The sequence below is a fragment of the Emticicia sp. CRIBPO genome, from assembly GCF_009905725.1.
Classification (GTDB): Bacteria; Bacteroidota; Bacteroidia; order Cytophagales; family Spirosomataceae; genus Leadbetterella.
In genome coordinates this window covers 226,566-253,135 of sequence record NZ_JAAAKV010000002.1, presented here as the reverse complement: position 1 = coordinate 253,135, position 26,570 = coordinate 226,566, and the positions used below count along the sequence as shown (strand labels likewise).

Sequence of the window (26,570 nt, the reverse complement as noted above, 5' to 3'; positions counted from 1 at the left end):
TTGATTTGATAATAAGATTATTTCCATTTGATGCCGCATCCCATGCTCGGGAATTGAATTTCGGATACAAACTGTCCGGCAAGCACAGCATTCAGGGCACCCCTGAGGTCGCTGCCGGTCAGCGGTTTCGGATTTTCTTCCCTGGGTCTGGATTCGTCAAGCCGCCCTCTGTAAACCAGCTTCAGTTCTCCGTCAAAAACATAAAAGTCCGGCGTACAGACCGCATCATAAGCCCTGGCTACTTCCTGGGTCTCGTCATATAAATAAGGAAATGTATAACCATTGCTGATGGCAAACTCCTTCATTTTGTCGGGGCCGTCCTGCGGATACCTGGCCACATCGTTTGAACTGATGGCAATAAAACCCACTCCTTTTGACTGGTATTCATGAGCCATCCTGACCAACTCGGGATTAACGTGAATGACGTAAGGGCAATGGTTACAGATAAACATAACCACTGTTGCTGTATCAGATGCGAGGTCTTTGAGACTGCGAAACTGATCTGAAACAGTATCTTTTAATAAGAAATCAGGAGCTTTAGTCCCTAACGGAAGCATTGCAGATTCAGTGAGTGCCATGGGGGATTGTTTAATTTCTTTGCAAATATAGCAGTTTACAGCGGTTATTGTGGTAAATTTGTACCCTTACAAAGTAATTTAAGTGCAGTTTTTTTAAGAGGAGTAAAGGTAATCGGATGAATATGTTTTCGGATTTTAAGATGGCAATATTGGAACATAGATTTTTTGAATTGGGGCTGACCCTGTTTTTTTTGATTTTCTTTCTGACCGTCAGAGCGATAGTCAGGAAAATAATTGCCTTGCATACCAAAAAATTTGATCTGGATCTCAGCAGGAAAAAATACGCCAATAAATTTTTCAATTTTGTCTGGTCACTCCTTTTTTTGGTGGTGCTCGGCATCATCTGGGATGTGTCTGTCAGAGGCTTGTCCATTTATTTTGCTTCTTTCTTTACCGTGGCGGGCGTGGCTCTTTTTGCCACCTGGTCTATGCTCAGTAATATCACCGCCTCAGTGATATTGTTTTTTAATTTCCCGTTCAAAATCGGTTCAAAAATTACGATCATGGACAAGGATGATTCTGTTACAGGAACGGTGCAGGACATTACTTTTTTCTCAATACAGGTATTAACAGCAGAAGGGCATCTGGTCTCTTATCCCAATAATATGGCTATACAGAAAGCCATAAAACAAATCAATGAATCAAATGAAATTACCTGAAGCTTTCGAAACGCAGTTGACCGGAATTCTCGGGGAAGAATTTGAGTCTTTTAAGAATGCCCTTTCCACCGATGCCCCGGTAAGCATCCGGCTGAACCCTAGGAAAAAAAGTGAAAGCCTTTCTGAAGACCAGGTAGCCTGGAATGCATCAGGCAGGTATCTTAAAGAACGGCCTGTTTTTACCCTTGATCCGCTTTTTCATGCCGGGGCCTACTATGTCCAGGAAGCGTCTTCGATGTTTATTGAGGAAGCTTTGAAGCAGAGTATCGACCTGTCACGTCCGCTGAGGGTGCTGGATTTATGTGCAGCTCCGGGAGGGAAAACTACTTTACTGGCCTCTCTTCTGAAGGAAACCGATCTCCTGGTGGCCAACGAAGTCATCAAAAGCCGGATAGGGGTTTTAAAAGAAAATTTACAAAAATGGGGCTTCCCATCTTATATAGTCAGTAATCAGGACGCTGAAACATTCGCTGATCTGGAAGGCTTCTTTGATATAGTGCTTGTTGACGCCCCTTGTTCGGGCGAAGGGCTGTTCAGGAAAGATCCGGGAGCGATGAATGAGTGGTCTGAAGACAGCGTCCATATGTGTTCAGCCCGTCAGAAAAGGATACTTAGAGCCGCTTCGATGCTTGTGGCCCCGCGGGGTGTGCTGGTATATTCTACCTGTACCTATAATAATGAAGAAAACGATGAAAATGCTGCATGGCTGAGCCAGACATTTGATTTTACGCCGCTAAAATTTACACTTCCGGCCGAATGGGGTATAGTGGAAAAAGGATTGGGATACCAGTTTTTTCCTCATAAAGTGAGAGGAGAAGGGTTTTTCATTTCAGTTTTTAAGCAGCAGAGCTTCGATCAGAATTATACCAAAGCCAAAATAAAACTCAACAGGGTCACCAGGTGGCAGAGAGAAAAGATCAGGTCGTGGATCAAACCGGACCTTTTTGAATCTTATGAGTTTTTTGCCAAAAATGACGGTATTGTAGTGGCCATTCACCAGGATCTTCTGGATACCTACGGGAGTGTTTTGCGGGCTCTGGACAAACGCTCATCCGGTCTTGAGATCGGAATGTTCAAGGGAGATGATTTCATCCCTTTGCATGGTCTGGCTTTAAGTAATATTGTTTCGGATGGGATACAGGCTGTTGACACGGATAAAGAGCAGGCTTTGAGGTTTCTGAAGAAAGAGAATTTTGATATTCAGACGGAACTTCAGGGTTGGACGCTGGTAAGATACCAGGGGCTGAACCTGGGATGGATCAAGGTTTTCGGAGACAGGATTAACAATTATCTCCCTAAAGAATGGCGGATAAGAATGGAAATTGAGTGACCTCGCCATGACCGTTAAATAGGATCTGGTTTTAAAGTAATAAAAAACATCTTACCTTTGCCAGCCAGATATTAACACATTTGACATTAACTTATGCCCAGAAAGTTTGCATTTACAATCTGTTCAATAAATTATCTTGCTCAGGCAAGGGTATTGGGAGAATCATTAAAGAAACACAATCCAGATTACGATTTTGTCATTGGCTTATGTGACAAATTAGAGAAGAGTAACGTAGATGTTACAAAACTGCCTGATTTTCAAATTGTTGAGGTTGATAAAATCGGGATTGACGGCTTCGGCGACATGTGTGACCGTTATGATATCACGGAGCTGAATACGGCCGTGAAACCGTTCTATTTTGATTACTTCTTCAAAAGCGATCCGGAAAGAGAGACGGTGATTTACCTGGATCCGGATATTGAAATTTTTGATAAACTGACCAGCCTGGAAGACAGTCTCAGTGAAAACAATATAGTACTGACGCCTCATTTTTATACTCCGATATTTGATAATCACACCAGGAGAGAGCAGGAAATGTTTGTCAACGGAATTTATAACCTTGGTTTTTTGGCGGTTAAAAGATCAAAGCCGGTAGAAGACTTCCTGTTCTGGTGGAAAACCAAGCTCAGGACAGAGTGCTACATGGATATTCAGAGAGGGATGTTTGTGGATCAGTTGTGGTGTAACATGGTTCCGCTTTATTTTGAAGGCGTGAAAATTGATAAAAATCCTGGTTACAATATTTCGTACTGGAACCTCCATGAACGACAGCTGACTTATAAAGACGGTAAGTATTTTTCAAACGGACAACCCCTGATTTTTTATCATTATAGTGGCATTAACATCGGAGATCCTTTGAACATATCCAGGTGGCAGGACAGATTTGATCTCACGAACCGCAAAGACCTGGTTTCTATCTTTGATAATTACCGTGCTACGCTGAAAACCTTTGAAAACAGTTATTTCAAATCGATTAAATGCTACTATCAAAAAGAAACACCTCAACCCCCTAAGAAGAGCTTTGTTAAAAAGGTGCTGACTTCGGTGTCGTTCAGGATTTACCATTTTTTTGATACACTGCCTATTTAATCCATTATCGTTGAAGCCATGAAGATTTTATTAGTATCTGTAGTTTTTCCCTATCCGATTGATGCCGGAGGTAGTGCAGGTACCTTTAAATTGATTGATTATTCAAGAAAGTTTAATGATATAACCCTGGTTTGCCCGCATCCTTCCAGGGAAGAATACTACAGTGAACTGAAAGCTCTCTGGCCGGAGGTGAAGCTGGCTACTTTTGAAACCAATTTTGACGATTCGAGACCGACCTTATTAAGGAAGGTATATAATTTTATAAAAAACAACGGAGAGCCGGCGTTTGAAGAAACAAGCAGGAAGAACATGGTTCTTTTTAACACTGATCTTGTCAATTGTCATTTTCCCGGTTTGATCAGTTCGGTTAAAAAGCTGACATCATCACAGAAATTTGATCTTATCCAGGTCGAGTTTATCGAATTTGCTCCCATAGTCTATTTCCTGCCCGAAAATATCCCGAAAGTATTTGTGCATCATGAAATCAGACACCGGAGGATGAAGCACGAATTTGATACGCTTGCTGATAAAACCGACATATTGCGGTGGAGGCTCGAGTCTACCAAGAAGCTGGAAATAAGTATTCTGAATGCCTATGACAGTGTGCTCACCCTGTCTGATCAGGACAAGGAATACCTGGTTGAAGACGGAGTTGAGGAGTCTAAAATAAGTGTTTCTCCTCTGCCGGTAGAATTCAAAAAATCGCTCATTAATCAGCCCTTTGTTTTCAGGAACAGGATCATTTACTTGGGACCTGAGCAGCATTACCCTAATCTCGACGCCGTTGACTGGTTTCTGCAATATTGCTGGGATGAGATCAGCAGGAGAAACCCCAAAATTGAGTTTTGGGTGGTCGGAAAGTGGTCTGAAGCATTCAAAGCAAGGCATAGCCATCAGAAAAATGTCATTTTCAAAGGTTTTGTTCAGCACCTTGAGGAGGTAATGGAGGGGGCTGTGATGATTGTTCCACTCAGGATTGTGAGTGGTATGCGGATGAAAATTCTTGAGGCAGCTTCATGGAACGTACCCGTAGTAACCACCACTTTAGGAGCGGAAGGGTTGCCGATGGTACATAAAGAGAATTGCCTCATAGGCGACTCTGCCGAACAGTTTATGAAGGAAGTGGAAAGGATCATTTCTGAGCCGGACCTTCAGCAAAAACTCATTAAAAACTCGGAAGAACTGATTTCTGAAAAGTTCTCAAAAGAATATTGCGGGCAAATCCGTGAAGAACTCTATCTGGACATTTTGCAGAAGTGCTGAAAAGGTTAAAAATCAGGCAGAAATTATCCGATAATCATAAATTCATTATCTTTACAACTCAGAATCCAAAAAGAAAAATACGTGAAACGATATTTTGATATAAAACAAGTCATACGAAAAGCAGACGGATATTTTAAAAATTTCAATACTGCCCATCATTTTACTGCTCTGTATTTTGATAAATTAATGAATCACGGGCTTTTGGATCGTGCCGGGAATGATGTTCCGGTGTCTGAAAAAAGCGGTACTCGCCTGAGCACCTTGTTGACGGTAAAATGCCATGTATTACCCCTATATAATCTTTAATTTATAATTATTCACAGAGTTTGATGAGTCAGCCTAAAGTTTTAGCTATCCACCTTCCACAATTCCACCCTTTCGAGCAAAATGATGAATGGTGGGGGAAAGGATTTACGGAATGGACGAATGTCGTAGCCGCAAAGAGGTTATTTAAAGGACATTATCAGCCTCATATTCCGGCAGACCTCGGATTCTATGACCTGAGACTTCCTCAGACCAGGGAACAACAGGCTCAATTGGCTCAGGATTACAACATTGACGGTTTTTGTTACTATCACTACTGGTTTTCAGGAACCCGTCTAATGAAAGAGCCTATAGATGCCATTCTCGAATCTAAAAAGCCTGATTTTCCTTTCTGCTTTTTCTGGGCCAACGAATCGTGGTCAAGAAGATGGGTCGGGGAAGAGAAAGAAGTGCTGATCAAACAGGAATATAGCTTTGAAGATGACAGAAAGCATGCGGAATGGCTGGTTACTGCCTTCAAAGATGAACGTTATATCAAAGTGAATAACAGGCCGTTATTCATTATCTATAAGCCTTTTGACCTGCCTGATCCCAAAAGAACCATCGAGATTTTCGGGGAGGTTTGTAAAGAACACGGAATTGAAAGACCGTTTTTCGTAGCATCGAATTCGCATAACATGGACAGTAATCCCTACGAATTAGGGTTTGATCACGCTGTCCATTTTCAAACCCGGCATCATTTGTTGTCTGAGTTTTTGAAAGACGGCCCGACAGTCAAGAAATTTATCAGGAATCTGCTTCAGGGTATCGTCAGTCCAAGCCTGAAAATTTACGATTATAAAGAATACAAAGACAGGATCCGGAGGCTGAAATTCTCCTATAAGGGTTTCCCTTGCGTGATGGTCGGATTCGATAACACCGCCAGAAGGGGCGATCAGGCCATTGTCATCACCAATCAGAACGTGGGTGATTTTAAACAATCCCTGGTTGAAGCCAAAGAAGAAGTGAAGGATTTTCCGGATGAAGAGAAAATCATCTTTATCAATGCCTGGAACGAATGGGCCGAGGGCAATCACCTTGAGCCGTGCAAGCGTGACGGGCTTTCTTACCTGGAAGCTGTGAAAGAAGTTTTTGACAGGAAATCCTGAATTTCACTTAGTTTTGTTTTATTTCAATTATTTAAAACGGTTTTATGACCAAAGTCCGGCCCATTGCTATACATCTTCCCCAGTTTCATCCTTTCGCCGAAAACGACGAATGGTGGGGGAAAGGGTTCACAGAATGGACGAATGTCAGCCAGGCTCAACCCCGGTTTACAGGGCATTATCAACCTCATATTCCTTCAGATCTTGGATTTTATGATCTCCGGCTGGAAAAGACCAGGCTGGAGCAGGCTGAATTGGCCAAAGCCTACGGCATTTACGGATTCTGTTACTATCATTACTGGTTTAACGGCAAACGCCTGATGCATGAACCGCTAGACGCCATTTTGAATGATAAAAAACCGGATTTCCCGTTTATGTTTTGCTGGGCCAACGAAAACTGGAGCAGAAGATGGGACGGAGAAGAACAACAGGTGCTGATCAGGCAGGATTATTCCGAAAAGGATGATCTTGAACACATGCAGTGGTTGTGTAAAACCGTTTTTTCTGACCCGAGATACATCAGGATAGAGGATAACCCGGTTTTTGTAGTATATAAGCACCATTTGATCCCCAATATTCAAAAAACACTTCAGATCTGGAGAGCGGAGGCCGTTAAAGCAGGTTTCAAGGGCCTGTATTTATGTGGAATCCAGGCGATCGGTGATAACTACCTGAATCCTGAAGAGTTGGGTTTCGATGCGGCTATTGAATTTCAACCCAACTGGAATGCCGTGAACGCACCGCCACCTTTCTGGAAAAGACTGCTTAACAAAATCGGAATTGAAGTTTCTCACGACAATATCCGTGATTATGAGGAACTGGTAAACACCGAAACCAGCCGCCCTTTACCTTCTTACAAGCAGTTCCCAGGCGTAACGCCCTCCTGGGATAACTCTGCCAGGAGAAAAAAAAATGCGGTGATTCTGAAAGGGTCAACCCCTGAGCTTTATGGCCGGTGGCTGAAATCAATACTCAGCAGGTTCAAGCCGTTTTCCAAAGAGGAAAACTTTATTTTTATCAATGCCTGGAATGAGTGGGCCGAGGGCAACCACCTTGAACCCGATAAAAAATGGGGGAGGGCTTATCTTGAAACCACACAAAAAATAGTAGATCAGCAATAGTGCCGAAAATATCCGTCATATTACCTAATTTTAATCACAGCCGGTTTCTCAGAGACAGGATCGAAAGTGTGCTTAACCAGACTTTTCAGGATTTTGAACTGATTATGCTGGATGACGCCTCTGTTGATCACAGTGCGGACATAATCCGTTCTTATCAAGGCCATCCAAAGGTTTCGCACATCGTTATCAATAAAGAAAACAGCGGTTCTACGTTCATTCAATGGGAAAAAGGACTGAAGCTGGCGAAAGGTGAATACATCTGGTTTGCAGAAAGTGACGATCTGTCTGATCCGGATTTTCTCCGGTGTTTTATGGATGCTTTTGATCAGCACCCTGAGGTAGGCGTTGTTTACACCCCTTCGATATGGATTGACGAGGACGGGAAAGAAATTCACAGACCCGACCACGAGGCTGAAGGATTCACGCAACCCGGTATAGAAGTCATTAAGTCGGAGTTTACGAGAGGATGTCTGATTTATAATGCAAGCACAGTCGTATTTAAGAAAGCACTGACCTTAAGTGTAAGTTTTAAAGAACTGACAAAGTTCAGGTACACCGGAGACTGGTTTTTCTGGACTAAGCTTTTGGAACAGACCAGTCTTACCCGTCTTGATCAAAGGCTGAACTATTACAGAAGACATAACAATAATGTCTCGTTTAAATCGGAGCGGGAAGGTCTTCAGTTTGCTGAAGGACTGAAGGTGGTGAACTATATATTGGAGCATTATCCTCCGGGGTTCTTTGCCCGTCAGAAAATCATTCTTTACTGGGCCCTGAAAATTTCTCAAAGTGATTTGCCGGATAAAAACAACTTCTATAAGTACCTTCCGGGAGAAGGCCGCTTCTGGTCTCTTTTTACACCTTTGTTAAAATTGTATTTTAAATAGCTGGGTCCGTGTACCTGCTTTTGTTTGGTTTACACACACTAATCTGAACAAAAAAACTTACTTTTGGGAAGAATAAATCATTAATTCTTGTTTTAGATGCCATCGAATATTTCAGTTATCATTTGTTGTTATAACAGTTCCAGGGTTATTGAGAATACGCTGGAACATCTTAAAAAACAGCGATTTGAAGGAATAGAATGGGAGATAGTCCTCGTAGATAATAATTCTGATGATGAAACAGCTTCCATCGCTGCGGCCTGCTGGAATCGTGAAGCCATTAGCATACCCCTCAGGGTCGTCAGGGAGCCGAAGCCCGGTTTGGCCAATGCCAGGATAAAAGGCGTCGAAACCACTGCATATGATGTGATTTCTTTTATAGATGACGACAACCTGGTACCTGATAACTGGATCAGTTTTCAGGCCGGTATTTTCGATAACAAGGAAATTGGCATTTTAGGTTGTAATTCTGTCGGGGTGTTTGACAGCCCGCCGCCGGAGTGGTATGAGAGTAATAAATATGCTTTTGCTACCGGGAAGCTTTATGAAGAAGATTTTCTGGACATCACCCACGATGGTGCCGTTTTTGGTGCCGGAATGACACTCCGGAAGTCGATTTTTCAGGATTTGTTTTCATCGGGCTGGCAACCTGCGTTGAGCGGCAGAATCGGCAATAAACAAGCCGGGGGTGAAGATTCTGAACTCTGCCAGGCAGCAAGACTTATGGGGTATAAGATTTTCTATACCAACCTCATCAGCCTGGGGCATTACATCATGAACGAAAGGCTCACCTGGGACAGGCTTGTAAAAATGACCCACGGGTTTGGGTCTGCAGATGCTCTCATCCTCCCGTTTTCTATCACTTACGACAAATACTATAAAGGTAAAAGCCTCAGTTTTTTCCTCAGGAAACACTGGTGGTTTAACTATCTCGGTAAAAAAATCATGATGTTTGTCAGGGATCCGTTTTCTGAAAACCGGCCATATTCTCAGAAAATAGTCATCAGGGCACGTATAAGCTCTTTCTGTGAGGCGATAAGCAGAGACAGGAAATTGTTCAGGGAATGCTTTAAAATCGCTGATAAATTAATGCAGGTGCGGCATAATAATCAGAACCTTTAGTAGTTTACCCTATAGCCATGTTTTAAACCATACCCCTGTTTTTGATAAACCATCAATGTGACAAGGTACATTTATACATTTTTCTTTTTGGTAATTCTCTGCTTTGATGTGACAGCACAACTAAAAGCCATTGAAGGAATTGTCATTTCCCAAAAAGACGCCCAGCCGGTGCCTTCTGCTACTATTTTTGTTAAAAATTCGCTTAAAGGTACTTTCAGTGATTCACTGGGCAGGTTTACGCTCAAGCCTGACCAGGAGTGGGAGAGTATCATGGTCACATGCGTCGGTTATGAATCTGCGGTATTGATTGTCGAAGCCGGGGGCTTTGCAGTAGTCAGGTTGGCCCCCCTGGAGAATAGCCTGACCGAAATCATTGTCAAACCTGCCGAGAATCCGGCCTGGGATATTATCCGCAAAGTGCTGGCCAACAGGTCAAAAAATGACCCGCAGAAATACAGCAAATTTCAGAGTTCAAGTTATTCCAAAGTGACTATAGATTATGAAGGGCTTAATTATAAATTACTGAAAGACTCATCACGGCATCTGCGAGACCGTACCTTGTTTATCATGGAAAACGCCGGGGATTTGTATCAGAAATATCCCAATCAGAAGGAAGTCGTCAAACATACAGTCTCCAATTTCCCCAGGTTTTATCCGGCCAATCTCCTGGTTACGCAAGGCATAAACCCTTTTGGCTTTTATGCTCCCTTTTTTCAGCTCAGGGTTTTTGGTGAATCGCAGGGCATCAATCCAAATCAGCTGAAAAATGAAAGGTTTTATCTCAATCCTATAAACCCCGATACCTTCAGGCAATATGATTTTTCTCTGGAGGAGACGGTCAGAAGTAAAACGGATACCACTTTCAGGATCAGCTTTAAGCCCTATATTCCCAAGACTTTTGATGGCTTGAAAGGCTATATGAAAATTAATTCTGATGGTTTCGCCATACAGGAACTGGAAGCTGCCAATGTCGATTCTTTCCAGGTTTTTGATTTTAAGATATACCAGAGATATGAGAAAGTAAACCACAGGTGGTTTCCTGTCGAGCGGAAAAGCCACCTGTCATACCGCCTCACCAATAAGAGATACGACGGGAATGTCAACTATATTTTAGAGAACGTACTTTCTGATATTCAGCCTGATTATGTAAATCCTTCAGTGATTTTTGATGGGGCCACCCGGGTGATTTTGCCCAAATCAGATACGATAAGTTACCTGGCTTTTCAAAAATTCAGACCGGTTGACATCAGTGAAAAGTATCTGAACATTTATAATAATGCAGAAATGAAGAGTAAGCCCAAACTCAAAAAGGTCTTTGACGCCCTGGTGGTGCCTGTCAAGATTTTTATGTCGGGAGCTTATGAAACAGATAATTTTCAATGGCTTTTTAAGGAAAATACTTTTAACTATCACGAATGGCTCAGGCTGGCCGTCGGCGTGCAGAATAATCTGAGTAAAAATCCCCGCTGGAGATGGTATGGTAACGTGGGATATGGTGTTAAAGACAAGACCTTTAAGTATGCAGGAAGTATAGCTTACCACATTACCAAAGACAGGCTTAACAGGTTTGAAGTATTTTATAAAGACGATATTGAACGACCCGGCAAAACAACCTTCTTAAAGCCTAACTTTATGATTCCGGGAGAAAACCCGCTCCTTATCGGGAAAGAAGAGTATCTGCTGGATCACTACAAAAAAATGGGTGTTTCAGTTTATTTCAGACCTTTCAGCTGGTCGCAGGTTCAGGTTTTTGCCCAAAAGGAATACCGCTCCCCGGTTCAGTACCAGTTAAACGACCTGCCCGACTACCAGGTGAACAGCAATCAGATAGGTATCAACTTCAGGTATGCCAGGAAAGAAACGATGACAAGGTATGAACTCATGGAGAATGTTCAGAACAGGTTTTATCCTATTCTTCGATTTCAGATCGTCAAGGGTTTGCCGGTAAAGGGATCCTTTGAAACAAACAACTTCTGGAAGAGCAGTGTAGACGTCATCCAGCAAATCAGGACAAAAAAGATAGGGAGTACTTACCTTGTGCTATCCGGAGGGATGGCTGACGGCAACATTCCGTTCTCCTACCTATTTAATAACCTCTCTGTTCCCTCAAGGATTTTCGGGAAAAATACCATTGGAGATTTTCAATCCATGGACCTCACTTCTTATGCCTACAATCATTATGTTTCAGTAGCCCTTAATCATAATTTTGGAAAGACACTTTTGAGGTCCAATAAAAAATGGTTTCAGCCCGAATTCTCCATCGGCAACAAGGTGGCCTGGAGCCGCCTGACTCAAAAACCATATGTCATCAACCACGAAATCGTAAGTGATTTCGGAGATGGATTCTACGAGGCCAATCTTACGGTCAAAAACCTTTTCAGGATAAAATTACTGGGTACCTACATTGGTATAGGAGGCACAGCCATTTACAGTTACAGCAGAGGCAAAATAGAATCCTCACAATTCAGGTTTGCCCCTGTTATTTCTCCTGCTATCTTATAAGCTTCACGCCGGATGTAATAATTTTTTATTTAAACGGATGGTTTTAAGGTGGTTATAAACAGCTATTCCTGAATAACGTGGCGTTTTTATGAGGCTGATCAATAACATTCCCCCGAGTAATACCCCGCTGCACAAAACCAGGAAGGAAAAGAAAGCTTTCCAGTTTTCCTGATACTCCGCAATGACCACCTTGTTGTTGTCGATTTTCCAGCCTTTTCTCAGTGACAGTGTTATGATTTCCTGCTGAAGGTCGGCTGAAATGATTTTTGGTGAACCGTTCTCAGGAATCAGAAATTGAACATGCTTTTGGTCTGCATCCGAAAAGACCGGGTAAAACCGACCGGCAGAAGAGGCGATGAATTCTTTCCTGGCTTTGAAATGAGATTCGAACCCGCTCAATCCTTTCAGAACGAGGAAGATGGCTAACATGGCTAAAGCATTTTTAAATAATCTCCTTTCCATAAATCATGTGTTGCTGATAAAGTTTATAAAACGTTTTGTTATTTAAGACGTACAAAAGGTTCATAAGTCACTGATAACTAAATATTTTTTTTTTTCAGCAGCAAATGGCAGTTTTAAATATGCCGGAACAGTTTTACGGCAAGCGTTTTAAAGAGGGGAAGAAAGAAAATAAAGGACTCCGCTCCGGGGATTAAGGTTAAGGCAGAGTCCTTTAAGCAGGTTTTATTTGTTTTTTGCCAGGAAAGTCTCCAGATTTTTTAATCTTTTGGTCCAGCAGTTTTCAAAATACCCCAGCCACTGTTCCAATTCATAAAATCCCTGCTGGTTAAGGATACAATAACGCTCTCTGCCCAATTCTTCTATGGTAATAAAGCCGGTCTGGGTCAATACTTTGATATGTTTAGAAACAGCCGGCCGGCTGATGTCAAAGTTTTTTGCGATGGAATTGATCGACTTCTTATCTTCAGAAAGCAGCCTGAGTATTTCCCTTCTGCTTGGATCTGACAAGGCATAGAAGGCGTCAATGTTATTTATTAATGCTGACATGGGCAGATAAGGCTTTTTTGAACCGTTTGGTGACATTATTTCTCCAGCCCAGCTCCATGATAAAACTTGAAATATAGTTTTTCGGTCCATTAAACCCGGTCTGGCTTAAATGAAGTTCAGTGCCGCCATCTTTAGGAATCAGGGTCCAGGTAACCACAGTGTCGAGGTTTATTTCTGTGGCTGACTTTCCTCCTTTAAAAGAGTAAGCCAGCTTTTTCAAAGGGATAACTTCCAGGATTTCAAAATAAATTTTCCCGTCCCAATCCATTTTAGGCCTGGGTTTTTGTATTTCCATCCATTTAAAACCCACTTCTGCCTTGAAGTCTCCGGAACTCAGGTTCCATTGCTTCAGTATTTCAGGATTGGTAAGACACTCCCAGATTATCTCGGGGGCATAGGCATAAAACCACTTAAGTTGGATATCTCGTTTCATATTTGCGTAACTTTTGAGTTACGCAAATATAATAAGTAACTTTAGAGTTACATGATTTTGTTTTTATTTTTTTGAAATAACTAAAAGCCGTTGCTTTATCTCTTTTGTTGTTCCTGCCATTTATTCTTTCACAAATCTTTTGCTGACTCTTTTGCCGTTCAGCATTTCTATCTGCAGTATGTAAACTCCCTTTTGGAGGTCGCGGAGGTCAATATTGCTCTTGACAGGTACATTTCCATCGATCACGCGACCGAAGTTATCGATAATCCTGATCATCCGGATTTTACTGAGATCGCCACCTAAGTTCAACATATCTGAGGCAGGATTGGCTCCGTAAGTAACAGGGGTATTTTGTTCATCTGTTTTGACTGCTCTTTTCGGGCTGAAACTAAATCCACCGTCAATATCCAGTTGTTTTAACCTGTAATAATTGATTCCGGCTAATGGAGCCTCGTCTGTGTAATGATAAGTAATCAGGTTTGTGCTGTTCGTTGTTTCACTGGCTGTGAATCCTATAATATCCCAGTTGGCTGCATCTGAGCTTCTCTGTATTTCGAATCCTTTGTTGTTGGTTTCAGAGGCGGTTGACCATTTCAGCTGGTTGACATGATTATTCTTAACAGCTGTAAATGATACCAGCGAAACGGGCAGGATCGTACATTCACAGCTTTTTTCTATATCATTCACATGGATGGCCCCTGCACCTGATACTGCTGAGAAAGTAAGTGTAATGGAGCTGGCAGAAGCTGAAAGGACAAAGCCGTTCGGGTCAGAAGGGCCCGTGTCCCCGACAAAATCACCGGGAGAACCGGAAATCTGGGAGCCTGAAATACTAAAGTTCTGACCTGAGCTGGTGTTGATGTTGAGCGTAAGCCCGGAGGGGTCGTTTAATGTACTCGCCATCTTAAACCGGATATTACAACCCGCAGGAATGGGGCTGCTAAAGCTAAAGGTTATCGTGGCCGTTCTTAAACCTGAATTGGGATTGGAGAAAGAGGCCACTGCAGGCGTTGAGGAATTGTTATCAATGGCTTTTGATTCATTTGACCAGTTGGGCGAATGAGTACCGGTGCTGCTTACATTGACAGAGACTCCAAAAGGGCTTGTCTCATCGATAAGGCAGAAAGAGGGCGTTTGTGCAAAAGCAATAGGTAATACCAATTGCAGAGCAAGGGTTTTTGCTAGTAGTTTCATCTTTTTTACTTTTTGAGTTTTTTTTAATTTTCCGGATTAAATGCTCAGGACTTACACTGCTCGATACCCTCTTCTTTTTAATGACATTAAAGGTACTTTAACAAGGCAGCCCGTCTTTTTTACAAGTGTGAATAGAAATGCTGGTTTGTTTACCTACGGATAAACACAGGTAAGACAAATAGGAGTGTAACTATTTGATAATGATAATTTTAAGTATATGTCAAGTATGTTGCACTATCATTTAGACGTGCAAAACGCAGAAAGTCACATATTTTGAACAGTAGCCGAAGAAAACAGGACTTTGTTGAGTCTCTTAAAAGAAGAAATCAGTTAAGACCGGAAATCTTTATACTTATCTTTTGAATATGGTCGAGAATTTCTTTTTGTACAGAGACCATTTGCTCCGGGGTAAGATCGGGAGCCGTTTTGTGTTCATGATGGTGGTGTTCATGTTCTCCGGCAGTGTGTTGGTGTTCATACCCCGGAACCTCAAAAAAGGTCTCCTGCCAGGTCCTGAATTCGGATTTTAAAGCAGCTACTTTCAGGTGGAGAGAGTCTGTGGATGGTACTTTCCGGGCAATGATGACCTGGTCCAGAGAATCAAGTTTCGTTTCCACTGCGACATGAATCCTGTCGCTTTCTGAATAATAACCGAAAGCTTCTTTAAGCAACTGTTCTTTCTGATTATTCTGACAGGCAGAGAGTCCGGTAATAAGTATGCAAATGAAGATTGACTTTTTCATAGAAACAAAAGGTTAAGGCTATCGGCAAAATAAGGATTGATCTATAATATTCTACTTTTAGTATTCGAAATTAATCTGTTTGGTCATTCAAGTAGCGACTTAAATGCATCATTGTTGCAAATGTAAATAAAATAGATTTGTTTTTCTATACTTAATTGCGATTTTTGCAGCGAATCATCTATTCTTCAACAAACCCTTGATTTATATGCGAACAAAACTACTGATTTTGGGCTTTTCTATGTTTTTTTCATGCCTTTACGCCCAGAATACCTACAATTCCCATGCTGCGATCACTTCACGGCTAAAAAATCTGGCCACTAAAAACAATGCTTCGGGTTCCGTACAATCCATCGGTAAAAGCAGCGGAGGCAAAGACATCTGGCTGTTTACCCTTTCTAAAGGGGAGGCTGCAAAGAAACCCGGAGTGTTGGTGGTAGCCGGAGCCGACGGAAAACATCCTGCCGGTACGGAGATTAATCTGCTCCTGCTGGAAAAGCTTCTCAGTCTTCCGGCTGATTCACTTTCTTCTGTACTGAGTTCAAAGACCCTTTATTTTGTGCCTGCTTTAAACCCTGATGCCCTGGAACAGGTGGTGAACAAGATCAAATATGCCAGAAGTGGAAACGCCACTTCGACGGATGACGATAGGGACGGACAATTAAATGAGGACCCTTTTGAGGATTTAAACGGCGACGGCCTGATCACGCAGGTGAGGATTGAAGACCCGACCGGTAATTACATCCTGAATAAAAAAGAGTCTCGTTTGTTGGTAAAAGCAGATCCTTCAAAAGGAGAGAAAGGTAAATACCTTTTGATTTCAGAGGGTGTGGACAATGACAACGACGGAGAGTTTAACGAAGATGGAGAAGGTGGTGTGAACATTGATCAGAACTTTACTTTTGATTATCCCATTTTCGAAAAGGGGGCAGGAGAGTACCAGGCTTCAGAACCTGAAACCAGAGCAATCCTTGATTTTCTCTATAAAAGCATAAACATCCATACTGTTTTAACTTTCGGACTTTCAAACAATTTATCTGAAGCTCCAAAATTTGACAGGATGAAGACCAATAAGAGGATCGTTACCGGAATATTGGAAAAAGATGCCTTGATCGGGGATTTTGTCTCAAAAATGTACAATTCAAAAACAGGGCTTAAGGATGCTCCGGCGATGCCGCAAACCAAAGGAAATTTAACCCAGACTGCCTATTATCATGCCGGAAGGTTCAGTTTTACGACACCGGGCTGGTGGGTGCCGAAAGTAGAGGAAGTTAAAGATTCAACAAAAAAAGAAGCTCCCAAGCCGGTGGTGGCTAAAAAAGAAGACTCAAGTCCCGAGGCTGATTTCCTGAAATGGGCCGACAAAGAGAAGATTGACGCTTTTGTTAACTGGACAAGCATAAAACACCCGGGTTTTGAAGGTAAAAAAGCTGAGGTAGGAGGCATTGCTCCTTACCTGATGCAGAATCCCCCGGTAAAATACCTTGACTCAGCAGCTGTAAAACATCAGCGATTCCTGGCAGAACTGTTAAAAGCCATGCCTGAAGTTCAGATTGTTAATCCTAAAGTTGAGAGTTTACAGAATGGTGTAAGCCGTGTAACGGTGCAGGTGCTTAACCGCGGACTTTTGCCTACCTATGCTGAGATGGGCGACAGGGTGAGATTTGTCTATAAAGTAAAAACCGAAGTGAAACTGGCGAACGGGCAATCATTGATTTCCGGTAAAAAAACCAATTACAGAGGGGCACTTGACGCGGGTGAGGTCATTGAATACAGCTGGCTGGTCAATGGAAAAGGTAAACTGACTGTTGAAGCCGGTTGCCCGACTGCCGGAATACAAACTATTGAACTGAATATAAAGTAATATCACATGAAAAAATATATTTTACTATTGATGGGGCTGGTGAGTTTAACGGCCATTGCCCAGAAAGACCCGGTTATTTCTCCTGAAGACCTGAACGGTATCAGGGCAATCGGATCACCGGCTAATCCTAAGGTAAAGGTTTACTGGAATAAATACAGCGATCAGGCTGAGATCACAAGAATTTGCCAGGACCTGGCCAAGGCTTACCCTGAGCTGGTTAAACTGGAATCTATCGGAAAGTCTGTTGAGGGCCGCGACCTTTGGGTAATGAGTATTTCTGATTTCAAGTCTGGTAATGCTGACAGGAAACCCGGCTTTTATATTGATGGAAACATCCATGCCAATGAACTTCAGGGAACCGAAGTAGCTCTGTATACAGCATGGTACCTGGCTGAGAGTTTTCAGACGGTTGATTTTATCAAACAATTATTGAAGGATAAAGTTTTCTATGTTATTCCTACCATTAACCCAGATTCGAGGGAGTATTTCATTAAAAGTGCCAATAATCCACATTCTTCAAGAACAGGCAGAAGGGCTTTTGATGAGGATGGAGACGGTTTGACAGACGAAGATAAACTGGATGACCTTGACGGCGACGGCAACATCGTGATGATGCGTAGGAAGTCTGCCACAGGGCGTTGGAAAATAGACTGTGACAATCCGCAGAGAATGATTCCGGCAAAACAGGACGAGCCGGGAGAATACGAAATGCTGGGTTATGAAGGAATTGATAATGATGGCGATGGGCTGGTTAATGAAGACGCAACAGGAACTTATGACCCTAACCGTGACTGGGCCTGGAACTGGCAGCCTGATTATGTGCAGAGGGGAGCCTTGTTTTATCCTGGCACACTTCCTGAGACCCAGGCCATTAAAGCATTTATCAAAAAACATCCGAACATTGCCGGGGCACAAAGTTATCACAACAACGGGGGGATGTTCTTGAGAGGTCCCGGGGCTGCTGAAGATGACCCGTTTTATGACAGGGCCGATGTTGACGTTTATAATTTCATTGGTAAACTCGGCGAACGCATGGTGCCCGGATATAAATACTTTGTCATTCACAAAGACCTTTATACCGTCTATGGAGGGGAAATTGACTGGCTGGCCCTGAACAGGGGCGTGTTTACCTTCAGTAATGAGCTGATGACTTCCTATAAGTTGTTTAATGACAAAGCTGCGGCAGAGAGAGGTTCTAACCAGGAATTTGAGGAATTTGATAAATACCTGCTGTTCGGAGATGGTTACGTTCAGTGGAAACCTTTCAAGCACCCGCAATACGGAGACATTGAAATCGGAGGGCCTAAGAAAAACTATCTTCGTAACCACCCGGGTTTTTTGCTGATGGAAGATGCTCACAGGAATATGGCCTTTACGATTCTTCATGCCCAGCAAATGCCTAAGCTTGAGGTGATAGAGGTAAATAATAAGGACCTTGGCGGCGGTTTAACGGAAGTGACGGCCACAGTTATCAACCGGAGGATCATGCCCACCCATTCTTCGCATGATGTGAAGTACAAAATCGAAAGACCTGATTACATTACGATTAAAAATGCGGAGGTGATTGCCGGCATGATTGTGGAAAATGAAGATTTCAACCTGACTAAAGAACAGAAAAACAGGCCTGAGAAACTCGAGATCAGGAATATCCCGGGTATGGGGGCAGTAAAAGTAAGGTGGGTCATTAAAGGCAAATCTGACAAGGCTGCGATAGAAGTCGACAGTATGAAAGGCGGCGTAGTATCTAAAACGATTTAATAAGAAAAGGGTCCCGCCGGGACCCTTTTCTTATTATTTGCAATTGTTCAGATCACTGAATTCGAAAAACCAGGTCTTTTTATTAACCAGGAAGTTGTTTTGCTTGTAAGGCCAGGAGGCTCCGCCATCAATGCTCGCTTTCAAATCGTAGGTTTTTCCAACCTGAAGCTTATAAGACTTTGCACTTCTTTGTTTCCGGGTGACAATCACCAGGTCCCGCCATTGATTTTTACCTGATTCTGAAAACTGGGTCCTGGTTTCAGCCGGCAGGGTGGATTCATCCAATATTTTGCCTTGCTCACAAACCACTTTGTAAGTAACCGTCACAAAAGGAGGCACGGGAAGAGAGGATACATTGACCTCGCTGTTTTTGTTTTCACACACATCCATAGGTGGAGATTCATAAACGGCAGTTTTCTGATCACCTCCGTAAATGTTGTTGAAATTGAATACCTTGATTTTGATCTTTTCTGTATCCTTCGGAAAATTGTTGATACTGAAACTGCTTTGGTTATTAAAGCTGATATAAGTCGTTCTGAGGACATTCCCTGAGGTTACGCCGATGATCTGGCAAAAATAGCTTAGGTCAACGTCCGTAAAATTACTTTTTAAGGTAAATTTCGGACCTTGCCTGCAAAGTGATCTCGGCCAGCCGATGATCCAGTAACCCGCTTTGCCGGCAGATGCTTTTGCTATTAATGTATTACCACTTTTTTCGACTTTTACAGTACCCTCAATTTTCCATTGATTTTTGTAATCATCAAAACTCATCAGCGGAATAACGTCGCCTTCTTTGATCTTTGCTTTAGTCTGATAATTGATGGTTTCTGTATTGAGCTCAAAAGTTAGTGTAATGGGACTGGAAAATGTCATGGCAAGCTCATGCTTATCGGAACTTGCCTGGATGTTTGCAAACCCGGCAAACTGTGGTAAGTCGAACGGGTCAGGTAAGGGTTTGTCGTTTTGGTCAATGGCATTACTTGCTACCCCTCCCGTTGGCAAAAAAACTCTCGCCTGTCGGTTGTCAAAATGATGAACTACCAGGTCCATTTTGCCGCTTATTACATTATTTTTATTATCGAGATATTGAAGATTAGCAGGAATATCAATAGTTACTTCTTCCTGTTTCTTTGGCCCGGAGGTCTTAAACTGGTAGGAGTTGCCACCGGAACTGGTCTCGAATTGTGAAGCTGAAACCCCGGCAGGAGGAGCGGACTGATTGAATAAGCTGAGACTATAGTATTGGCTATTGCTGTTTGTAAACTTAAAGGATCTGATGGCTTTTGTAAAACCCGTGGGTTGAGTTGCAAGAGTGAATTCAACAGGCTCTGCAACGGATGGTTTGACAGTGGTGTCAACAGCTACAAAAAGGTTTCCTTCTTTATTAAGCTTGAATTTTTTTGTGTTTAACACTGTCACAATTTTACCGGCACCAGGTCCGGCAAAAAATATTTCCACAAGTTCAGGCAATGCTCCGGAAGGACTGTAGGCCCTTATTTCGAGTCTTGACTTTTGAATCGGATCTTTAAACCCCAGCGTAAAATCTTCCATGGGATTTTTACAGCCTGAAAAAAGGAGTATTGAAAGGCTGATCAGAACAGATATTTTAATAAGATTTTTCATGGTTTCTTTGGCCTTGTATCTTTAAAAATAGAATAATTGAAGTGAAAAGACAGGTAAGGATAGAAACTGTAGTTTTTCATATTGTGCTGGATTTTTTTTATATCAGTATCAAGAGTCGTGGATTCAAGGAATCCTTCATATTCAGATCTTAAAACCGGGCTTCCCATGTATAGGCAACCTACATCAAATCCGAACAGGAACCGGCTTTTTCTCATAGGTTTCAGGTAAGTGATACCGAGATAAGGCATAAGTTTGTTCCATTTAATGCCTACATCAACCACTCCAAAATCTTCTCCGGAAATTTCGACACCCCCAAGTTCAACGCCTGTGGTGGAGGTAATGACGGCCTCATATTTTTGCCCGAAATTATAGCCGATTCCGGCTTTCCCTCCAAACCTTGATTTTTTCCATGGGTAATAACTTGCATAAGCTGAAACCATGCTGTGCTTTACATCAGGTAAAATATCGATACTCGATTTTTCGCTGAAATTAAGTGTCCTGTTTTTGTCAACCCTTAGAAAGGTATAGTCAAGGCCAAAAGCAAATTTAGATTTTTGAGAAAGAGAAGAATGCAGGTTTATCCCGTAGCCAAATGTCGAGAACCGGATACCGGCTGATGATCTGTTATACAGCTTCAGCATGGTACTGTCTTTGACTGTTCCGAAAACCGGACAAGACAAAAGCAGCAGAATTGTGATCTGCGTTATTAAGTTTTTCACCATGGCTTTTCTGGTTATATCATGAATGGACTATGCATAATGAATTAATCCATAAGCATTTAGTAATCCGAAGCTAGGGATTTATGAAGAGATTTGAAAGTTAAATTTATCCGGCTTTAGGAATTCAGCTAAAAAGCCAAAATATCATAAAAATAGTCTAATCTTTCAGGCGGCTGGTAACGATTACTTCTTCCGTTCTATCATCCAGATGTAGTAGTCTTCCACTTTTTTTCTGGCCCATGGCGTCTTGCGGAGAAAATTCAGGCTGGATTTTATGGTCGGATTATTTTTAAAGCAATTAAGATTCACCTGGTAACCCATTTCATCCCAGCCGAACTCGGCCACAAGTTCTTCTAAAATAGTATCGAGCCGCACTCCGTGAAGCGGATTATTGGGTTGGGTTTTATTCGGTTCTTTATCGGTCATTTTAAATCAATATGGCTTTTAATTCTACTCCATCCTGCCTCCAGAAGGCTCCGGGGCTGATAAATACACCTTTCTCTCTGGGGAGTTTTAAGCCGGCATATTTATAAGCTTCATAAATATACTCGGCACAAGTGAATTTATCATCTTCAAATAGTTTTTTTCTTCCGGTAAGGGATCGCCACAGGATTCTGAAATACTCGTCTCGGTCATATTGTTTGGTAAGGTTATCCAGGCAGAACTCCTTGATTCCTTTTTGTCTGACCAGGTCATTGGCCATGATAAAATGCCTTGCCCAGGCTACGCGGCCTTTATAAGGTTCATAATCGCCGCCATAGTTTTTCATTACAAACGAAAGGGGTACCATTCTTACTCCCGTTTCAAGGATACTTTCAAGTAAAAAGACCCTGTCGATTTCTTCAATCCTGATGACCAGCCCCACGTGACTCCAGGCAGACTTCGATCTCCACCTGATCAGGCGTGACAGCCAGTGTTCTCCTGAAAAAAATAACAGGTCTCCGGTTTTAAACTGCTCCCTCATGGCTTCATAAAAACGCAGATTATTGCCCTTCGGATTTCTGGGATATTGTAAGTCCAGCGTTCGTTTTGTCTTTAATGCTTCTGCCATGAAACTTTTGGACAGGAATGGTCGTTTATTAAGATGTAAATTTATTAAAGCTATATAAATTAACAAACAGCATTAACATCAATTATGGTAACGGTAACAGAACAGGCGAAAGATAAAATTATTGAGCTTAAACTCAAGGAAGGTAAAACAGAAAACCATGGCATCAGGGTAGCTGTAGAAGGTGGAGGCTGTTCGGGACTGATGTATGACCTTCAGTTTGACGGAGAAGAACGCTCAACAGACCATATCTTTGAAGATAAGGGAATTAAGATCTTTGTTGATAAAAAGAGTCTGTTATATCTTCTGGGAACCGAGCTTGATTTTTCTGACGGATTAAACGGAAAAGGATTTCAATTCAGAAACCCGAATGCTTCGCGTACCTGCGGTTGCGGAGAGAGTTTTGCCGTTTAATAACTTTACATAAAGATTTTTTTAAGAGCGTACCTGACCGGCACGTTTTTTTTGTATCTTGTCTTAAAAAAACGCATGGAAAAGAAACTGACAAGAGTGGTCGGCTCTGATAAAATGTTTTTCGGTGTCTGCGGAGGTTTGGCTAAATACTTTTCTCTGGACCCCACACTGATCCGGATTCTGGTGGTTATTGCTACAATTTTAGGTGTAGGTTCTCCTATTCTTGTTTATATCCTGATGGTTTTTGTGATGCCCAAAGAGGAGGTTTAATGCTTCAGATATCAGTTTTATGCAATCTTGAAAGCTGTTCTGTCCATTCGTGTAGTTTGTTTGCCAATACCCTCTTGTCAATGAGCTGGGTTTGATAATCAGCTATTAAAGTAGGAGAGTTGTTTCTTGCCATGGCATATTCCACTACCTCATTATCTTTTCCTTTACACAGTAAAATTCCTATACTGGGATTTTCATGTTTTCTTTTGACATTCCGGTCAAGAGCCTCCAGGTAGAAATTTAGCTTACCTAAAAACTCGGGCTCAAACTCCCGGACTTTTAATTCAAACAATACGAGGCATTGTAAATCCCGGTGGTAGAAGAGTAAGTCGGAATAGTAATCTTTATTACCCACTTGTAATCTATATTGACTGCCCATGTAACTGAACCCTTTTCCTATTTCGAGAATAAACATTTGAAGATTTAATACAAGAGCCTTCTCAAGGTCTGTTTCAGAGTGATGCTGAGGTAAATTAAGGAATTCAAAAATGTAAGGATCTTTTAAAAAGTTATGATGAATTTGTGTCGGCAGTGCCGACACAAATTCTTTGGCGAGAAATGTTCTTTCAAAATAGCTGCTTGAAAGTTGTCGTCTTAGTTCTCTCATTGACCATTTTTCTTTTATACATTGTACGAGATAAAAGAATTTTTCTTCAGAAGAGCTAGTGGAAGATAAAATTTCAAGATGATTTGTCCAGGTAATTTGAGTCAAAATCCCAAGTATGAATTTTTGATGGAGTTCTGTTGTATACATTAATTGTGTCGGCACTGCCGACACAATTGTAAGGTTCTTATTTTCATTGAAATAACTCTGTATCAGAGGGGTTAAAGGTAACATAAAGCCTTGTAGCGAGTAAGTCTCAAAGAACTGCTTCATTCTGTATAATCCTCTTCGGTTGAAGCCGTTTTGCCTGGGTAATTTTTTGCCTATGAATTCCACTAAGCTATTGACAGTCTGATCGCCCCAGTTGCCTTCAGCTACTTTGTTTGAAACTATTTCACCAACCTGATAATAGAGCAAAATGAGTTCTTCATTGATTTTGTTAAATGTGCGGTTTCTGGATTGTTCTATCAGCAAAACAATTTGATGAAAAACATCCTGTTCCGGTGTCGTAGAATTTGTCATGTGTATCGATCAGTTAAGTTTGTGGAAGAAAGTCAAAAGTGTATGATTTCCTGAGTCTAAATATAGGATGATATTTAGAAAAATACAATAATGAAGGATTGGTCAATATGTTTTAAGGTGTCTGGGAAAACCAGACACCTTAAAATTTAATTCTTCCCCGTCTGCGTCGAAAACGTGCTTTCGAATATCTTATCTGCGTTACCGGTTTCAAAACCATCCCGCCTGTGTTCTCTTTTTATCTCACCAGTGGGTAAATCATGAAACTGAGGCAGCACTTTCCTTTCTGCAAATTCTACATAACTGCCTGATATCTCATGTGTTGATCCGTCGGAAAATTCAGCTTCTATCATTTCGGCTACCGTAGAGCTCTGCAGTAATCCACCATCCGGACTTACTTTTACTTTTCCTCCCGAGTCGTTCAGTTTTATTCCGATAGACTCCAGAAACGCGTTAAACCTGTAAATGTCCCCGTGCCCTGCAGGCAGGTTATGCACACTGATCGTGTAATGGTTCAGGTAATAACGGTTGTAAATCACCCAGGCAGCATATTCACTTTCCTGCTGAAGTGCTTCATAGTCATCCCAGGTGGGTGTACGCCAGAGCGGATGATGGAGAAAAACATCTACAGATAAGGCATCGTCCAGATCCAGGGCATCGGCAGGGTCAGATTTGACTTCATCCGTGTAACTCCTGATAATTTTCTGTGCCTTTTCAGAGAGATCGTCTACTCTTAATTCACTCACAAATATCCTCGGGAAATGTGGCTGTGGAGGAGCATACCAGTAAGCATTCAGCTTCTTCCCTTCAAAATGAAAGTAATCCCGCTTTTCATAGCCGTAATAGGAGAATATTTTTTCAAAAGATTGGATTCCCAGATGTTCTACGCCCATGGTTCTGAAAGCCACATGGTCATTTTCTATGTCTTCAGGGGAATTGATAAATCCGGCTTCTACCATCGCAGAAGTTATTTTTTTGACGTCAGGCACACGTTCGGTGTACCGACGCATCAATCCGTCCATGACAATTTTTAAGGCTTCTGTTTTCATATTTTAATTGGTTTGATCTTCAACAAAAAACTGGCCGTTGGAGGTTTCAAGGAAAGCGTCAAAAGATATCTCTTCCTGCTTCAGGAAACCTTTTTGAGGAAGCGTACCGTCCGCCACCATCTCAATCACGGCTGCAAGGGAAGTCGCTGTCGTCCAGGAGATGGCCCTCCATTTGATACCATCGATCTCGACCGGCTTGAATGCCCTGTAATATTCTTCCCTGTTAATCCTTTCGTCTTTCCAGCCTTCTACCACGGCGTACACATACACCACATCTTCTTGAACCGGAGGCTTGGCTTCTGTCAGTATTTCTTCCAGTTGCTCTCTGCGGTTTTTCATGATCAGTTCATAGATCAGGAACCGCATAAGTTTGGCGTGACCGGGATATCTCATGGTCTTGTAGTTCAGGGTGTCTACCTTGCCTTCAAAGGTCTCACACATGGTTCCCAGACCTCCCGAGGTACTGAAAGCTTCGAATTCTTCACCACCGATGTATATTTTTTCAACACCGTCAAGAGCAGGCACCATTTTCTTGACACCATTGTGAATGACCTCACAGTCGTTGATGTACTCATTGATCACCCCGGCAGGTGACCAGGTAAAGGAATAACCCAAAAGTCCGTTGGGAAACTGCGGCAATGCCCCGACCCTCAATTCAATATCCCTGATTTTGTCGAATCTTTTGCAAAGGTCTGCCCCCACAATTCCAATAAGCCCGGGAGCGAGCCCACACTGAGGGGCCATCACTGATTCTGCCGTTTCTGCCAATTCGCGGATGGCTTGTGTCGTAGGCACATCTTCTGTCAGGTCAAAATAATGAATACCTTTTTTGTGGGCGATCTGTGCTATCGGAAGATTAAGGTAATAAGGCATGCAGGAAACCACAGCGGCAAAATCGCCCAGCAGGTTTTCCATAAAACTCAGATCTGAAACATCCCCCTGTACGATTTCGAAAGGCAAGGGGAAAGTATAGTGCGGTTTGTTTTTATCCAGTCCCGTCACTTTAAATCTCTTGCTCAGCAACACACCGACCAATGAGCCTACCTTGCCCATTCCTATGACTAAAACCTGATCTCCTTCTTTAAATTTATGCTTGTCCATGTTTAATTAATGTTATTGACAGCCCCTGTGAGCTGCGATTTTGAAATATAATCCGTTGTGCTGCAAACTCAGGCACACACAAAAAATCCCGCTCTGTTCAAAAGAACGATGATAGAAATTTAATAAAACAGATTCTTAATCAGCTTTAAGCTGAGTCAGATGAATTCAGAGCAGGGTATCAGGAACAAACGAACAGGCACTACGAAGGTAGGCGAGTCGTGCAAGGAAGAAATTTAGATCTTTAAACAATGTATGATGCATTTAGATAT

At 42.1% G+C, this 26,570-nt stretch carries 26 protein-coding genes; 13 read left to right on the top strand and 13 right to left on the bottom strand.

What is annotated here, in order from left to right:
- Positions 1-17: 17 nt before the first annotated feature.
- On the bottom strand, positions 18-578 hold the full coding sequence (locus GVN16_RS05015; RefSeq protein ID WP_166562754.1) for a thioredoxin family protein: 561 nt from the start codon (positions 576-578) through the stop codon (positions 18-20).
- A gap of 149 nt (positions 579-727) precedes the next feature.
- On the opposite strand from GVN16_RS05015, the gene GVN16_RS05010 reads away from it, so the two are divergent.
- The 9 genes from GVN16_RS05010 to GVN16_RS04970 all read left to right on the top strand — a co-directional run bounded on the left by GVN16_RS05010 (position 728) and on the right by GVN16_RS04970 (position 11,957).
- A complete protein-coding gene (locus GVN16_RS05010) occupies positions 728-1,237 on the top strand; it encodes a mechanosensitive ion channel domain-containing protein (RefSeq protein WP_166562753.1) in 510 nt (169 codons plus the stop codon).
- Positions 1,224-2,567, top strand: a complete 1,344-nt coding sequence (locus GVN16_RS05005) for a methyltransferase RsmF C-terminal domain-like protein (protein WP_166562752.1) — start codon at positions 1,224-1,226, stop codon at positions 2,565-2,567. Before GVN16_RS05010 ends, GVN16_RS05005 begins: the two co-directional genes overlap by 14 nt.
- Positions 2,568-2,660: 93 nt before the next feature.
- Positions 2,661-3,656: a glycosyl transferase gene (locus tag GVN16_RS05000; protein ID WP_166562751.1), complete on the top strand. Its 996-nt coding sequence runs from the start codon at positions 2,661-2,663 to the stop codon at positions 3,654-3,656.
- An 18-nt stretch (positions 3,657-3,674) separates the two neighbouring features.
- On the top strand, positions 3,675-4,919 hold the full coding sequence (locus GVN16_RS04995) for a glycosyltransferase (protein ID WP_166562750.1): 1,245 nt from the start codon (positions 3,675-3,677) through the stop codon (positions 4,917-4,919).
- 329 nt (positions 4,920-5,248) lie between these two features.
- Positions 5,249-6,331 carry a glycoside hydrolase family 99-like domain-containing protein gene (locus GVN16_RS04990; RefSeq protein WP_166562749.1) on the top strand — a complete coding sequence of 361 codons (1,083 nt, stop codon included), beginning with the start codon at positions 5,249-5,251 and terminating at the stop codon, positions 6,329-6,331.
- 44 nt (positions 6,332-6,375) lie between these two features.
- Positions 6,376-7,449, top strand: coding sequence for a glycoside hydrolase family 99-like domain-containing protein (locus GVN16_RS04985; RefSeq protein WP_166562748.1), 1,074 nt, complete (start codon positions 6,376-6,378; stop codon positions 7,447-7,449).
- Entirely contained in the window at positions 7,449-8,336 is an 888-nt protein-coding gene (locus GVN16_RS04980; protein WP_166562747.1) for a glycosyltransferase, read from the top strand. The genes GVN16_RS04985 and GVN16_RS04980 overlap by 1 nt, the downstream gene beginning before the upstream one ends.
- A gap of 96 nt (positions 8,337-8,432) precedes the next feature.
- Positions 8,433-9,455 (top strand): glycosyltransferase, encoded by a 1,023-nt coding sequence (locus GVN16_RS04975; protein ID WP_166562746.1) that lies wholly within the window; start codon positions 8,433-8,435, stop codon positions 9,453-9,455.
- Positions 9,456-9,563: 108 nt separating this feature from the next.
- Positions 9,564-11,957, top strand: a complete 2,394-nt coding sequence (locus tag GVN16_RS04970) for a DUF5686 family protein (RefSeq protein WP_166562745.1) — start codon at positions 9,564-9,566, stop codon at positions 11,955-11,957.
- A gap of 3 nt (positions 11,958-11,960) precedes the next feature.
- Here GVN16_RS04970 and GVN16_RS04965 read toward each other — a convergent pair whose 3' ends face one another.
- The 5 genes from GVN16_RS04965 to GVN16_RS04945 form a co-directional block, all read right to left on the bottom strand.
- A complete protein-coding gene (locus tag GVN16_RS04965; protein ID WP_166562744.1) occupies positions 11,961-12,386 on the bottom strand; it encodes a hypothetical protein in 426 nt (141 codons plus the stop codon).
- A 255-nt stretch (positions 12,387-12,641) separates the two neighbouring features.
- Positions 12,642-12,965 carry a helix-turn-helix transcriptional regulator gene (locus tag GVN16_RS04960; protein ID WP_166562743.1) on the bottom strand — a complete coding sequence of 108 codons (324 nt, stop codon included), beginning with the start codon at positions 12,963-12,965 and terminating at the stop codon, positions 12,642-12,644.
- Positions 12,946-13,398: an SRPBCC domain-containing protein gene (locus GVN16_RS04955; RefSeq protein ID WP_166562742.1), complete on the bottom strand. Its 453-nt coding sequence runs from the start codon at positions 13,396-13,398 to the stop codon at positions 12,946-12,948. The genes GVN16_RS04960 and GVN16_RS04955 overlap by 20 nt, the downstream gene beginning before the upstream one ends.
- A 120-nt stretch (positions 13,399-13,518) precedes the next feature.
- Positions 13,519-14,592, bottom strand: a complete 1,074-nt coding sequence (locus GVN16_RS04950) for a T9SS type A sorting domain-containing protein (RefSeq protein WP_166562741.1) — start codon at positions 14,590-14,592, stop codon at positions 13,519-13,521.
- A gap of 326 nt (positions 14,593-14,918) precedes the next feature.
- Positions 14,919-15,335 (bottom strand): hypothetical protein, encoded by a 417-nt coding sequence (locus GVN16_RS04945; RefSeq protein WP_166562740.1) that lies wholly within the window; start codon positions 15,333-15,335, stop codon positions 14,919-14,921.
- 205 nt (positions 15,336-15,540) lie between these two features.
- Here GVN16_RS04945 and GVN16_RS04940 point away from each other — a divergent pair, with 205 nt between their 5' ends.
- Both GVN16_RS04940 and GVN16_RS04935 read left to right on the top strand, forming a co-directional pair.
- Positions 15,541-17,196 carry a M14 family metallopeptidase gene (locus tag GVN16_RS04940; protein ID WP_166562739.1) on the top strand — a complete coding sequence of 552 codons (1,656 nt, stop codon included), beginning with the start codon at positions 15,541-15,543 and terminating at the stop codon, positions 17,194-17,196.
- A gap of 6 nt (positions 17,197-17,202) precedes the next feature.
- Positions 17,203-18,954: a M14 family metallopeptidase gene (locus GVN16_RS04935; protein ID WP_166562738.1), complete on the top strand. Its 1,752-nt coding sequence runs from the start codon at positions 17,203-17,205 to the stop codon at positions 18,952-18,954.
- A 33-nt stretch (positions 18,955-18,987) separates the two neighbouring features.
- On the opposite strand, the gene GVN16_RS04930 is transcribed toward GVN16_RS04935, so the two are convergent.
- From GVN16_RS04930 to GVN16_RS04915, 4 genes are all read right to left on the bottom strand, one after another.
- Entirely contained in the window at positions 18,988-20,577 is a 1,590-nt protein-coding gene (locus GVN16_RS04930) for a hypothetical protein (RefSeq protein ID WP_166562737.1), read from the bottom strand.
- Positions 20,574-21,299, bottom strand: a complete 726-nt coding sequence (locus GVN16_RS04925; protein WP_166562736.1) for a hypothetical protein — start codon at positions 21,297-21,299, stop codon at positions 20,574-20,576. Before GVN16_RS04925 ends, GVN16_RS04930 begins: the two co-directional genes overlap by 4 nt.
- A gap of 180 nt (positions 21,300-21,479) precedes the next feature.
- Complete coding sequence (locus tag GVN16_RS04920) at positions 21,480-21,722, bottom strand: VF530 family DNA-binding protein (protein ID WP_166562735.1); 243 nt, start codon at positions 21,720-21,722, stop codon at positions 21,480-21,482.
- 1 nt (position 21,723) lies between these two features.
- Entirely contained in the window at positions 21,724-22,347 is a 624-nt protein-coding gene (locus tag GVN16_RS04915) for a YiiX/YebB-like N1pC/P60 family cysteine hydrolase (RefSeq protein ID WP_166562734.1), read from the bottom strand.
- Positions 22,348-22,431: 84 nt separating this feature from the next.
- Here GVN16_RS04915 and GVN16_RS04910 point away from each other — a divergent pair, with 84 nt between their 5' ends.
- A complete protein-coding gene (locus GVN16_RS04910; protein ID WP_166562733.1) occupies positions 22,432-22,758 on the top strand; it encodes an iron-sulfur cluster assembly accessory protein in 327 nt (108 codons plus the stop codon).
- A 75-nt stretch (positions 22,759-22,833) separates the two neighbouring features.
- The gene (locus GVN16_RS04905) at positions 22,834-23,028 is read left to right on the top strand and encodes a PspC domain-containing protein (protein WP_166562732.1); all 195 of its coding nucleotides are present in this window, start codon (positions 22,834-22,836) and stop codon (positions 23,026-23,028) included.
- Positions 23,029-23,032: 4 nt separating this feature from the next.
- On the opposite strand, the gene GVN16_RS04900 is transcribed toward GVN16_RS04905, so the two are convergent.
- The 3 genes from GVN16_RS04900 to GVN16_RS04890 form a co-directional block, all read right to left on the bottom strand.
- On the bottom strand, positions 23,033-24,154 hold the full coding sequence (locus GVN16_RS04900) for a YhcG family protein (RefSeq protein WP_166562731.1): 1,122 nt from the start codon (positions 24,152-24,154) through the stop codon (positions 23,033-23,035).
- Between the two features lie 146 nt (positions 24,155-24,300).
- Positions 24,301-25,200 carry a DUF1338 domain-containing protein gene (locus GVN16_RS04895; protein WP_166562730.1) on the bottom strand — a complete coding sequence of 300 codons (900 nt, stop codon included), beginning with the start codon at positions 25,198-25,200 and terminating at the stop codon, positions 24,301-24,303.
- A 3-nt stretch (positions 25,201-25,203) separates the two neighbouring features.
- Positions 25,204-26,301 carry a saccharopine dehydrogenase C-terminal domain-containing protein gene (locus GVN16_RS04890; protein ID WP_166562729.1) on the bottom strand — a complete coding sequence of 366 codons (1,098 nt, stop codon included), beginning with the start codon at positions 26,299-26,301 and terminating at the stop codon, positions 25,204-25,206.
- Between the last annotated feature and the right edge of the window lie 269 nt (positions 26,302-26,570).